12 protein-coding genes are annotated in these 12,341 nt (G+C 40.3%); 5 read left to right on the top strand and 7 right to left on the bottom strand.

Translation table 11 applies throughout. The annotated features are described in order from the left end of the window. Positions 1-19 precede the first annotated feature (19 nt). Positions 20-2,593, top strand: coding sequence for a bifunctional uridylyltransferase/uridylyl-removing protein GlnD (gene glnD, locus H5181_RS18530; RefSeq protein ID WP_011636742.1), 2,574 nt, complete (start codon positions 20-22; stop codon positions 2,591-2,593). Between the two features lie 50 nt (positions 2,594-2,643). Beyond that, a complete protein-coding gene (gene dapD, locus H5181_RS18525; RefSeq protein WP_011636741.1) occupies positions 2,644-3,468 on the top strand; it encodes a 2,3,4,5-tetrahydropyridine-2,6-dicarboxylate N-succinyltransferase in 825 nt (274 codons plus the stop codon). Between the two features lie 136 nt (positions 3,469-3,604). Here dapD and H5181_RS18520 read toward each other — a convergent pair whose 3' ends face one another. From H5181_RS18520 to H5181_RS18505, 4 genes are all read right to left on the bottom strand, one after another. Next, positions 3,605-5,500, bottom strand: a complete 1,896-nt coding sequence (locus H5181_RS18520) for an HD domain-containing phosphohydrolase (RefSeq protein ID WP_123883959.1) — start codon at positions 5,498-5,500, stop codon at positions 3,605-3,607. Positions 5,501-5,666: 166 nt separating this feature from the next. Continuing rightward, complete coding sequence (gene purU, locus H5181_RS18515) at positions 5,667-6,539, bottom strand: formyltetrahydrofolate deformylase (protein WP_123777016.1); 873 nt, start codon at positions 6,537-6,539, stop codon at positions 5,667-5,669. Positions 6,540-6,718: 179 nt separating this feature from the next. Continuing rightward, entirely contained in the window at positions 6,719-8,197 is a 1,479-nt protein-coding gene (locus H5181_RS18510) for a PTS transporter subunit EIIC (RefSeq protein WP_011636738.1), read from the bottom strand. Next, on the bottom strand, positions 8,149-8,613 hold the full coding sequence (locus tag H5181_RS18505; protein WP_011636737.1) for a flavodoxin: 465 nt from the start codon (positions 8,611-8,613) through the stop codon (positions 8,149-8,151). Before H5181_RS18505 ends, H5181_RS18510 begins: the two co-directional genes overlap by 49 nt. Positions 8,614-8,791: 178 nt before the next feature. Here H5181_RS18505 and H5181_RS18500 point away from each other — a divergent pair, with 178 nt between their 5' ends. Beyond that, entirely contained in the window at positions 8,792-8,944 is a 153-nt protein-coding gene (locus H5181_RS18500) for a hypothetical protein (RefSeq protein WP_160327568.1), read from the top strand. Here the strand turns inward: H5181_RS18500 and truC are convergent. Next, positions 8,941-9,822 carry a tRNA pseudouridine(65) synthase TruC gene (truC, locus tag H5181_RS18495; protein WP_182751729.1) on the bottom strand — a complete coding sequence of 294 codons (882 nt, stop codon included), beginning with the start codon at positions 9,820-9,822 and terminating at the stop codon, positions 8,941-8,943. The two genes, H5181_RS18500 and truC, sit on opposite strands and share 4 nt — an antisense overlap. 83 nt (positions 9,823-9,905) lie before the next feature. Continuing rightward, complete coding sequence (locus H5181_RS18490; protein ID WP_011636735.1) at positions 9,906-10,268, bottom strand: YqcC family protein; 363 nt, start codon at positions 10,266-10,268, stop codon at positions 9,906-9,908. A 48-nt stretch (positions 10,269-10,316) separates the two neighbouring features. On the opposite strand from H5181_RS18490, the gene H5181_RS18485 reads away from it, so the two are divergent. Together H5181_RS18485 and H5181_RS18480 are read left to right on the top strand one after the other, a co-directional pair. Next, positions 10,317-11,330 carry a DUF3549 family protein gene (locus tag H5181_RS18485; RefSeq protein ID WP_011636734.1) on the top strand — a complete coding sequence of 338 codons (1,014 nt, stop codon included), beginning with the start codon at positions 10,317-10,319 and terminating at the stop codon, positions 11,328-11,330. Beyond that, on the top strand, positions 11,327-11,713 hold the full coding sequence (locus H5181_RS18480) for a DUF3301 domain-containing protein (protein WP_011636733.1): 387 nt from the start codon (positions 11,327-11,329) through the stop codon (positions 11,711-11,713). Before H5181_RS18485 ends, H5181_RS18480 begins: the two co-directional genes overlap by 4 nt. A 94-nt stretch (positions 11,714-11,807) precedes the next feature. Here H5181_RS18480 and H5181_RS18475 read toward each other — a convergent pair whose 3' ends face one another. Then, the gene (locus tag H5181_RS18475) at positions 11,808-12,119 is read right to left on the bottom strand and encodes a hypothetical protein (RefSeq protein ID WP_182751728.1); all 312 of its coding nucleotides are present in this window, start codon (positions 12,117-12,119) and stop codon (positions 11,808-11,810) included. Positions 12,120-12,341: the final 222 nt, after the last annotated feature.

The raw sequence follows: 12,341 nt of genomic DNA, 5'->3' as shown, positions 1-12,341 counted from the left end.
CAAATTAGTAAGGACATCAATGAATACTGCGCTGGCCGCCAAAAACGCATTAATTGACTTAAACCAGCGCTTAGTTGAGCAGTACACTGCAAAACACCCTATTGCTGATATTGTTAAACACCGCAGTCAATTTGTTGATGCTTTACTAACACAAACTTGGCAAGATTTTGGCTTACATAATAACCATCTTGCCTTAGTTGCCGTTGGTGGCTATGGTCGTGGTGAATTGCATCCTTATTCAGATATTGACTTACTTTTTTTGGTCGACGATGAACAACTATCACCTGAGACTGAAACTAAACTGGGTCAATTCATTACTTACCTTTGGGATACTGGGCTTGAAATAGGCCACAGTGTCCGCACAATTGCGCAAACCATTGAGCAAGGTAAAGCAGACATCACCATTGCCACAAATCTCATTGAAGCCAGATTGCTCACAGGTAATGAATATCTATTTGACGTGTTATACGATGCTATTCGCCAACAAGACTTTTGGCCCTCTTATGACTTTTATAACGCCAAGAAAGATGAACAAACTGCTCGCCATAGTAAAGCCAGTGCCTTTGATTTAGAACCTAACATTAAAACCTGCCCCGGCGGATTGCGTGATATTCAAACCATCGCATGGGTCGCAATGCGCCACTTTGATGCAGCTACGCTTGAAGAGCTTGTTGAACACGACTTTTTATCACCAGCAGAATTGGCAGAATTAATTGAATGCCAAAATTTTCTGTGGGAAATCCGTTTTGCACTTCACATCACCGCTAATCGCAACGAAAACAGATTATTGTTTGATTTACAGCGACAAATAGCCAGTTTATTAGGTTACGAAGATGCAACTCAATTAGCCGTCGAACAAATGATGAAACGCTACTATCGTACGGTTCGCCGGGTGATGGAGCTTAATCAAATGCTCCTGCAATTGTTTAAGCGTGCAACATTAGGTCACACTCAAGCACTAGAAATCCAGCCAATAAGCGAGGCTTATCAACGTCGCGGGCGTTATATTGAAGTGTTAGATGACGATTTATTTAGCCGCCAAAACGAAGAAATATTACGTTTATTTCTACTGGTGGCGAAAAACTCTAACATTCAAGAAATCTACGCGCCAACGTTACGCTTACTGCGCAATGCCCGTAGAGCACTAACATCACCCTTACAAGAAAATCCCGCCTGCCGTAAAGTGTTTATGGAGATATTAAAACATCCCCGAGGTATTACCGCGCTTTCACTCATGCATCAACACGGGATTTTATCGTCTTACTTACCGGCTTGGCGCAAGATTGAAGGCCAAATGCAGTTTGATTTATTTCATGCCTATACGGTTGACGAACACACCCATAGATTACTGCTCAATATTGACCGCTTTTCACAGGCAGAACAAAAAGATGAATTTCCACTAGGTGCCATCTTAATTAATCAGTTGCCGAAAAAAGGCCTATTAGTCCTCGGGGCCATCTTTCATGATATCGCTAAAGGCCGTGGCGGCGATCACAGCAAATTAGGTTCAAAAGACGCCATCGATTTTTGTAAATTACATGGCATGAATGATCATGACGGTCGCTTAGTGGCTTGGTTAGTTGAAAATCACCTCGTGATGTCAATCACCGCTCAGCGCAGAGATATTTCAGACCCTGAAGTGATTGCACTATTTGCTGAAAAAGTACGCGATGCAGCGCACTTAAGTTATTTATATTGCCTCACAGTAGCCGATATTTGTGCCACTAATGAGAAAACATGGAATAACTGGAAAGGCTCGTTATTACGCGACTTGTATTTTTCAACTCAACGAGTATTAGCTCGGGGAAAAGAAAAACCTATCGATGCTAAAGCACGCGTAAAAGAGATCCAAGCCAAAGCTAAAAAAGAACTTATTCGTCGTGGCCTCAAAGAAAAAGACATGGATGAACTCTGGTCTCGATTCAAATCTGACTATTTTTTACGTCATCAGCCAACCCAAGTGGCTTGGCATGCAGAGGCTATTCTAAAACATCATCACGACGAACCATTAGTGTTAATGTCTAAACATACAACACGGGGTGGGACGGAGCTTTTTGTCTATAGCAAAGATAAACCAAAACTGTTTGCCACCGTAATGACCGTTTTAGACAACAAAAATATCAATGTTCATGACGCTAATATCATGACATCAAAAGATAATTATGCACTCGACACCTTTGTGATTTTAGAACAAGATGGCGAGCCAATTATCCAATTGTCACGCATTCAAAGTATTCGTAAAGCACTTGAAAAAGCCTTGGCCAGTGAAAATCCAAAACTGCCGAAGTTTAGAAAACTAGCCCGGATCATGAAACCTTTTAATGTTGCGACTCATGTGAGTTTCTTACCCAGTGCTCGCCATGGTACAAGTATGATGGAATTAATCACCCTCGATACCCCAGGCCTATTAGCCAAAGTCGGTGATACGCTCTATCGTTGCAACGTGACATTATTAGCAGCCAAAATTACCACTATTGGCGAACGTGCAGAAGATTTTTTCATATTACAAAACCAAAGTGGAACGGCCCTAGATGAGCCACAACAGCAACAATTATCTGATGCGCTAACACTGGCGTTAAAATCATCTAACTAATTTTAAACCATAAATTTACGCTACTAATCATTTAATACCGGGAGAAAACAATGGAGGCTTTACGCCAACGCATTGAAGCAGCATTCGAAACACGTCAAGATATCTCACCTTCAAGCGTAGAACCTAGTGTTCGCGCCGATGTTGAAACCGTGATCAATATGCTCGATAAAGGCCAAGCACGCGTTGCTGAAAAGATTGACGGAGAATGGCATGTACACCAATGGCTTAAAAAAGCCGTACTTCTGTCTTTCCGCATTTTTGATAACGGCGTGATTGAAGGTGGCGACACCAAATATTTCGACAAAGTTCCGCAAAAATTTGCCGATTATGATGAAGCCCGTTTCAAAGCAGAGGGCATTCGAGTTGTGCCACCAGCAACGGTTCGCAAAGGCTCATTTATTGGTAAGAACACGGTATTAATGCCATCTTACGTTAACCTTGGTGCTTATGTTGATGAAGGCACTATGGTTGATACATGGGCCACTGTTGGTTCGTGTGCGCAGATAGGTAAAAACGTACACTTATCTGGCGGTGTTGGTATTGGCGGTGTATTAGAGCCATTACAAGCAGGTCCAACCATTATTGAAGACAACTGTTTTATTGGTGCTCGCAGCGAAATCGTTGAAGGTGTTGTTGTTGAAGAAGGCAGCGTAATTTCAATGGGCGTTTACATTGGTCAGAGCACGCGAATTTTTGATCGTGAAACCGGTGAAGTGCATTACGGTCGTGTTCCCGCTGGCTCGGTTGTCGTATCAGGTAACTTACCATCAGCGTGTGGCACATACAGCTTATATGCAGCGATTATTGTCAAAAAAGTTGATGCCAAAACCCGCGGTAAAGTGGGTATCAATGAACTATTACGTATTGTTGATTAATTATATTATCCAACAATAATCTAAAAAAGGCTCCTAGGAGCCTTTTTTGTTGCCATAAGCACTATGAATTCTGTGGAATGTTATGACTTTTATGAGGTTCTGAAACAGCGATATATTGAGTCATCTCACAATGACGTTATCGATTGAGTAATGCTGCCGCTAAAATTCGCCAGGTTAACATACCAATAACTTGTTGCTTATCATTCTGGACGATTAAATAGCTGGCATTAGTTTTTTCCATCGTCAGTTTGGCATCATTCAAAATGGTATGATCGATAATCATATTCATTTTATGCACCATCACTTGATGCACACGTTTATTCAGTAAGCTTCTATCTGCTGCACGTTCTGCAGCAGTGTTTAAAAATGGACTGTGCCAAAATGCTAAAACATGATTATCAACCACGCCTATTGGACTACGATTTTTTTCAGACAATACTACTGCCACATCCATTTTAGCTTTCTTCATCATAGATTCAGCATGTTCAAGAGTATGATATTCCTCTAAAAACACAACTGGGGCTAATGACAAACTGCTAACATACTCTTCTTCTTTGAAGTCTTCGACAGCCAAAATATCAATACATGCATCCACAACAGCGGCATCGAAGACTTTCCCTCTGCCTTTTAATAACTCTTGGGTTAACACTTCCATTCCCAACGATGGGCGATAAGGTCGATGGCTAAGAATCGAATCAGCAACGTCGGCGACAGCAATGATCTTGGCCTCAAGTATGATGTCATCCGCTTTTAATCCTTTGGGGTAACCAGAACCGTCTAAGCGCTCATGATGTTGAAGGATCATTTGCTTAATAGGCCAAGGAAACTCTACTTCATCAACAATTAATGCGCCTTGCTCAGGATGCTGCTTAACCAAACCAAACTCAGCATCGCTTAACCTTGAAGGTTTAGATAGAATCTGGCTTGGAATGGCCAACTTACCGATATCGTGGATCAATGAACCCAATTTTAATCCTTCCAATACTTCAGGTGTTAAGCCCATTTTCTCGCCAATAAGATAGCTTAACTGCGCAACCGATTTTTGATGCCCCGCGGTATAAGCATCTTTTAATTCTAACGCTTCTGAAATGGCACCAATCAACTGCACCAAAATGAGGGTCATCTTTTCTTTTTGCATTTTAATAATGCTAGATTGCCTCGACACTGCTTTCATGGTGCGTGGCAATTCGACGCTGTGCCACAAAATAGTCGCAAAAATACTTAACGATTTGGCGTCTACTTGGGTATAAGGTTTGTCACGATTGCCAACGCCGATAATGCCAACGAGTTTTTTGCGATAATGAATGGGCACACAAAGATGATTACTAAAGGCAAAAAAACCTTGTTGCTGTGTGCGGTTCTCAGAAATACTGGTTAACTCATTGTGCACCGTCGATTTACGGGTTTGGATGGTTTCGGCCCAAATACCTGAATCAGCTTTATACGTTTGTTGTTTGGCAATCGTAAAATAATCACTAACGTTTTCACTCCATGTGGTTCGCACAATTTGATTGTTTTTTTCATCAAATATATGCAGATAACCTACAGTAGATTGTGTCAATGAAAGTGCCTGTTTTAATGAAATAGCAAACACCATATCACCACTGGCATTAATCACTTCTTCGATTTGATTAAGCCAATCATCACTTGACTGAATCGCTTGATGATAATCAGGATGTAAATCAGATAACCAAGCTTTATCGAGTTCGATTTCTATAAAGGTAATACACCAATGCTCGCTGCTTTCTTCTATCGGTGTAACTGTAGCTTGTAGTGCATGACCGTTGTCATCAACAAAATTGATCAGTTGTGAAGAAAGATGATTGGTAAGATCTATTTGATCATGGGTAAGCATTGAAAAAGCATTAGACAACGGTTGCTTTAGAATGGCTGATATGGGTTTTTTGACCAATTTGTATAACGGTTCACTCAGCTTAATTAATTCAAGCCTATCATTAAGAATGCCCCAACATAACCCAACTGTTTTGGGTAATTCTGAAGGTTTTAAGAAAAAATCAGCTTTTTGTAACATCCAGTTCCCCGTTCTTATTTATACAGATCTAACATATCAATACCGTTTGAATATATCACAGTAAATCTAAAAATAGACCATTAATACAGCAGCTTGCTCACAGCTACTTATTCTAAATAAGATAGCATCATTGGATTTAACGTCTAATGATGCATATCAGTACACTTTAAAACACGACTGTTTTATTACCGTACACCACAACTTGTTCATTTAATACCAATTGCAGCGCTTTACTTAATACGCTTTTTTCAACATCACGGCCATTATGGGCTAATTCTTCTGCGCTATAACTGTGATCAACTGAAATGACATCTTGTTTAATAATCGGTCCTTCATCCAAGTGATTATTCACAAAGTGTGCTGTTGCACCAATAATTTTAACACCACGATCCCATGCTTGCTTATAAGGTGATGCACCAATGAATGCTGGTAAAAAAGAATGATGAATATTAATAATTTTATCTGCAAATGCTGTTACAAACTCAGGTGTTAATACTCGCATATATTTAGCGAGTACAACAAAGTCCGGATCATAAGGTTTTATCACTTTAAGCATCGCTTGTTCATGTTCTTGACGATTTAAGCCTTCATGACTGACATAATGAAATGGGATATCAAACTTTTCAGTTAATGCCTGCAACACATCATAATTGCCTACCACAGCAGCAATCTCAACATCTAAGCCACCATAATAAGATTTCATCAGAATATCGCCTAAGCAATGAGCTTCTTTTGTCACCATGATCACGATACGTTTTTTACCCATATCAACGAGTTTCATGTGATTTTGAGCTGGCAACACTTCACGTAATTCATTCAGTAAGCGTTCATCATCAAACACCCCTTCAAGCTCGGCGCGCATAAAAAATCGGCCTTGTGTGTGGTCAACAAATTCGGTGTTTTTAATAATGTTTAATTGATGAGCAAAACAGACGTTGGTGATTTTAGCTATTAACCCCTGAGCATCAGCACAATCGGTTATTAGCACTTTACGTTGTAAATTAGCTTGGGTAATAATGGTTTTATCTTGATGGCTCACGCGTACAACTCCTCTTAAAATACTGTTTTACAGTGTGCCATTTAAAAAGATTTTTAGGTGATGTTTTTAATGATAAATTCTCATAAAAGATAAATAATCTTGCTTTATATACAAAATTCTCAAATATGTATAACAAGTTAAGCAACAACTATTATGGCTTAATGGAACAACCGTTCGTACTAACGCCGAGAATCTAAATATTTTTGCAGTAATTTACGTAATGTTTCAGCCTTAGTGCCATAAACAACTTGTACACCTTTACCCATAACAACCACGCCTTTAGCACCTAAGCGCATTAATCTAGCTTTATCGATCAGATTTGCTTGATTAACACTAATACGTAAGCGTGTTAAACAAGCATTAATCTCGACAATATTCTCGCGGCCGCCCAATGCAGAAATCATTGCCCGTAAGCTCTCTTTAGGCTCAGCGGGTAAATCACTTTGCTCTAATCGGCCAGGCGTTTTTAGATTGAACGCTAAAATACTGGCCCTAAAAATTGCATAATAGATTATTGCTGTGAGCGGACCCAATATCCAAATCCACTGAGTATTAGCAGAGCGCGAAAACAATAAGGTAAAATCTACCAACCCATGAGAGAACACAATGCTGTGATGAACGTCGAGTAGAATACACACGCTATAAGCAATTCCCGTGAGTAATGCATGTACAATAAACAGAATCGGTGCGATAAACATAAAGGCAAATTCTATCGGCTCTGTCACCCCGGTTAACCAACTGGCTGTCGCCGCTGATAACATAATCCCCGCAACTCGGTTACGTTCAGACTTATCTGCACAACGCCAAATCGCTAAGGCAGCTGCAGGTAAACCCCACATTTTAATCAAATAACCACCAGCAAGATTTCCCGCCAATGGATCGCCGGCCAAATAACGAGCCACTTCACCTCGAACTACAGTCCCCTGGTTAATGTACTGTCCGACTTCAAGATAAAATGGGGCATTCCAAATGTGATGTAATCCTAACGGAATTAATAAACGTTCGACCGTGCCATAAACACCAAAAGCAATAGCGGGGTCTTGGTATACAGCCCAATCAGAAAGGAGTTCAATAATATGCGATAAGGGCGGCCAAACATGCACCAATAGGTAAGCAAGTGCCATAGACAGCGGAATGGTAATTATTGGAGCACTGCGACGTCCTTCAAAAAAGGAAAAAATAGCAGGTAATTTAACATGTTGACTAAGATTGACAGCTAAACATGTCATCGCGCCGACTAACATGCCGCCAGCGATACCAGTGTCAATTGTTTGCATGCCCCAGAGAGGACGAGATACCAGACCATAAATATTGGTCAGAGCTCCCATTGTGGATAAAAACACTCCAAAACCAAAGACGGCTGAAAATGCTGCAATGCCTTGATCACGACAAAAACCAATCGCTATCGCAACACTAAACAACAAAGGCATCATGGTAAAAACTAGATTGCCGACCGCAGAAAACACCGTATTTAATTCTGCAGGAATAAATGGTAACGGGTTAACGGTTAACCCTAACATCACCCCTGCAGCAGGCAAAATAGCAATAGGTATGAGCAGAGCCTGACTTAGGCGCTGTGCGAATTTAAACCATTGTTGCGTAAAAAAACTTACGCTGCGTTTACCGATGTGACGGCGTTGTGCCAACTGGCTATCCATGTTTTAGCTTCTATTTCGGGTTCCATTGTTTCACAGGCGTCAATTTCTAATCGTTCTGTCAGCGGTTTAGCGCCCAACTCGGTTAACAATTCATCAAATTGTTTTATCGCCCCACAAAAAGTTTCATAGCTCGAGTCGCCTAAGCCAATTAGGCTGTATTGTAATAATGGTAAATACGGTGCGCTGGATTTAAGTTCACTAAACCAAGGAGAAATATCTTCGGGTATATCCCCTTGCCCCGTGGTTGATGAAACTACAATTAATAGCTCATCTTGTGGTGGTACAAAACCAGATAATTCATTGGGTTGCCAAAGCTTAGTCGTAAAGCCTAATTTTGCAATCGCCTTAGTCACTGTTTCAGCAGTAAATTGTGCGCTACCATAAACGGTACCAAAAACAACATTGACCTTTTTCATGGTATACTTTCCTCTTAAATGTAATACGTTATAAAATACCTTGAGTCTTAGTGGCTTACCTTACTGTATTGTTTGAGTCTCTCGCAAGTGTCTTTTATTATGTAATGTAAATCGTTATGGTCAACATCGGTTGGCTCAAATGAAATAGCGCAAAAACGGAATCAAGACGATGCGACAAGTGAGCAGAAAGCGAAGACTAAAACTACAACACAAATTCGCCCACATTCGTCGTAACTATTATTTCCACATCGAACAACAGCAGCACGAACCCATACCGCATATCCCCGAATTTGAAAAGCTTAAAGCCTTGCTTGCAGACCGAATGAATTAACTTAATAACATACTTGGCATTGATGATAATTGATCATCATCCCAGCCAAATGCGTTAAAAATAGTAAACCATTCAGCTTCTAACTCAGTTTCAATATGCATTGATTGCTGAGTTACTGGGTGTACAAACTGCAGGCTTTTTGCAATCAACCACAAACGGTTAATAGCAAAATGTTCGCGAAAGAACTTATTTTGTTTACCATCGCCATGGGTTGTATCACCAACAATTGGATGACGTAAATGTGCCATATGACGACGTAATTGGTGCTTGCGGCCAGTATGAGGGCTTAATCTTACCAAGCCATAACGACTAGTTGGGTATCGACCTGAACTAAACGGTATTTCCGTATTCAATAATGGTTGATAATCCGTCACGGCATCTTGAGCAGCCTTGTTCGGGTCCACATGTTTATCGCCTAAATCATCAAACTCCTGTTTTAGGGCATAATCTAGCGTGCCAGACTCATGCATATTGCCACGAACAATGGCTAAATAATGCTTCTTAATACTATGATCAGCAAATTGCTCACATAATGCACGAGCCACCTCACTCGATTTGGCAAACAGTAATACTCCAGATGTAGGTCTATCTAGGCGGTGCACCGGAAAAACATGGCAGCCCACTAAATCACGAGTCATCTGCATCGCAAAAAATCGCTCCCTACGGGCTAAATAACTACGATGAACCAATAAACCTGCAGGCTTATGGATAGCAACTAGGTGCTCATCTTCAAATAGAATGTCGATATGGGGAGGGTGTAAGTCATCGTCTAATTCGGTATCTGCAGTAGCGTTCTCATCAATATATTCCGAGCCTATTTGTTCATGTAAGTCATCGTTATCTAATGAGTATTCAGCATCGTTTTCTTTTGAGATCATGTGTTATCACTTTACTTATTATGTATTGGCCAACTCAGAATCGGCTTAGTTTGTTTTGTTATGTGGTGGCGTTTGTTGCTCGCTTAACGCTGACTGAGCAAAGTATCAAATTGTTGTAATTGAGCAATCAGAACATCCCCATAGTGCATACCTTGCCACACATGCTCAGCCATGGGCGCTAAAGCCATATTGGTCGGCAAAGGCTGTCGTTGCACAACTAACTCGGTCATCTTTGGAATAAAAATAAACTGCAACCATTGCTCAAATGCCATTACATCGCAGCTAAATGGTGCCGTACTCGTTAAAGCAGATACCGGAGGTGAGGTATCAGACCACAACTGAAATTCCTTAAGCAATTGTTCTAATTTAATTAAATAATTATGGCTGGCTAAATAAAGCATAAACATGAACGACAATATAAAGGCTAAGTCGGAGTATGATATCATTTAGCCCATTGAATACCCATCCAACTTCTTTGATTTAGTGACGACCCCATGACCGAGATAACCACCTTAAGCCAGTTTCTGACGACCGCAAATACTCAATTTCAAATATACGATTTAGGTCGTCGAGTGCAACATATCGATATGTTAGCTTTTCAGCAAATTGACTCTTTACTGGCGCCGTATCCTTATCCCATTCAAGGCCATGCGCAGTTTGCTATCGTGTTTTGGCAACAAGAGCAATTACCCTATATTTGGTTTGTAAAATTACCTTTAGATGAACAAGGTTTATTATCTCCTGCGCCTCGAACTCAGTTTATTAAGATGATTTTAGAAGCTCTGGGTCGTAATCCAACCCAAGCATTAACTGATGCACAGCAAGAACAATTAGCCAATCACCCTTTCAGCTTTAAACCTAACCAACACAAACTGGCGTTATTTAATGCATTGGTCAGGCTTCAGCTTGGTCAACCAGCATCGAGCCAATATGAATTTGCTACGCAGTATTTGTCTGGCCAAGCAGCGCAAGACACATGGCCACAACTGGGTTTACAAGGTTTAGCCGATATTTGCGTTCGCGCACATCAATTCAACCATCTTGATGACATTATAAATGCACTTGATAATGCACCTATTGAAGTGCAAGCCGCCCTTTGCCAATGCTTAGAACACATTAATATTGATAAACGCCTTGCCGAACACTTATTTAATCAATTAGAACAAGCTCAAGATCATATAAAAGTGATGTATTTAGCGGCATTAGCATCTGATGTTCAATACAGTATGACAGCGATTAACCAACTCAATGAACAACAACATTTAGACGACAACACGCTAATAACAATTGCAGCACGTAACTGGTTAGCGTTAAAAGATGATGCCACTCGTAAACACTATTTAGAAGCGCTAGCAAAACAGCCACAGCACTTCTTTAATCAAGTATTTGCTGATATCGTGGCAATACCTAGCTTACGTTCTGGATTATTAGCCGACTTAAGGCATCCTGACAGAAGCGTTCAATTAGCAACCGCGATTGGCGGATTATTTAGAGCAACCAGCCTATGATGACTGATTTTTTATTAATTGTTGCTTTAGTTGTTGTTGCTGCTTTTTTTTGGCAACTTCGACAAATGGCAGAGTTAAGCCGAACGATTACAGAGCAAGCCTGTAAAAAACAAAACGTACAACTACTCGCTATTGCGATGGAATCGGCCCGTCCAAGTATTGGTGGCAGTACTGGCATTTGTTGGAAAGCAACATTCATGTTCGAATTTAGCACCGATGGCATTAACCAATATCGAGGCCATATTTTAATGCATGGTAATCGAGCAAAAAAAATCGAATGGCCCATTTTCCCAGAACCAGAATGGATGGATGCTCCACTGGCTAGCGGTAAATTTGGCAGTTGTGGAAGCAGTAAAAGCTGTGATTCAGGTAAATGCCATTAAAGCAGTTCTACTTTTTAGGCAAAATAACTAAGAAATGATATAAAAAAACGCTATTTTTCAAAAAATAGCGTTTTTTTATTGCCCCAAAATGCAATTAAGTTTGTGGATTGTTGAGGATTTTATAATCGCTGTAGGTAACAGTTTGAACACTGTCGAGTGACTTAAAAATTGCCGCTGTACCCATTATAGTGGTTGATGTATGAGCTGGCATCACTAATCCCTCAAACACATCAAAACTTAACTCTAATTCAAATTTAGTTAAAGTAACTGAAAACGCAGGATTTATCTCGTCAGTATTTCTGATGAGAATTTTACGTAAATGCTTAGATGTTTTATCCAAATAAAGCACGCCTGCTAATGCGTTATTGTCTAGCTCATCAATATTGGGTGTAAACGTAAATGACATATTATTGTCATCCTCACCGACAAAAACCAATGTCGACAAATCAATTAAATCAGAAAACGCTAATTCATAGCTAGTTTCGTCTTTATCTTCATGCAGATGTCTAGTCCTAAAATAGGTTGACGGTTTTTATTAAGCCAGTTGGAACTCCCGACTGGCTTTTTCATGCACTTCGTTTGGGGTTTTCATTCCTAAACTAAGGTGCGGTCTTAACTCGTTATAAGT

It is taken from the genome of Shewanella sp. SG44-2, from assembly GCF_014164215.1.
In the GTDB taxonomy this organism is placed as follows: Bacteria; Pseudomonadota; Gammaproteobacteria; order Enterobacterales; family Shewanellaceae; genus Shewanella; species Shewanella frigidimarina.
Note: the sequence above shows the minus strand (reverse complement) of the source record. Positions and strands in the feature narration are given on the sequence as shown.

Excerpts from the sequence above, each read along its gene's own strand:
- glnD (WP_011636742.1), top strand. The coding sequence starts at position 20 with ATGAATACTGCGCTGGCCGCCAAAAACGCATTAATTGACTTAAACCAG.
- dapD (WP_011636741.1), top strand. The coding sequence starts at position 2,644 with ATGGAGGCTTTACGCCAACGCATTGAAGCAGCATTCGAAACACGTCAA.
- H5181_RS18520 (WP_123883959.1), bottom strand. The coding sequence starts at position 5,500 with ATGTTACAAAAAGCTGATTTTTTCTTAAAACCTTCAGAATTACCCAAA.
- H5181_RS18510 (WP_011636738.1), bottom strand. The coding sequence starts at position 8,197 with ATGGATAGCCAGTTGGCACAACGCCGTCACATCGGTAAACGCAGCGTA.
- H5181_RS18505 (WP_011636737.1), bottom strand. The coding sequence starts at position 8,613 with ATGAAAAAGGTCAATGTTGTTTTTGGTACCGTTTATGGTAGCGCACAA.
- truC (WP_182751729.1), bottom strand. The coding sequence starts at position 9,822 with ATGATCTCAAAAGAAAACGATGCTGAATACTCATTAGATAACGATGAC.
- H5181_RS18490 (WP_011636735.1), bottom strand. The coding sequence starts at position 10,268 with ATGATATCATACTCCGACTTAGCCTTTATATTGTCGTTCATGTTTATG.
- H5181_RS18485 (WP_011636734.1), top strand. The coding sequence starts at position 10,317 with ATGACCGAGATAACCACCTTAAGCCAGTTTCTGACGACCGCAAATACT.
- H5181_RS18480 (WP_011636733.1), top strand. The coding sequence starts at position 11,327 with ATGATGACTGATTTTTTATTAATTGTTGCTTTAGTTGTTGTTGCTGCT.
- H5181_RS18475 (WP_182751728.1), bottom strand. The coding sequence starts at position 12,119 with ATGTCATTTACGTTTACACCCAATATTGATGAGCTAGACAATAACGCA.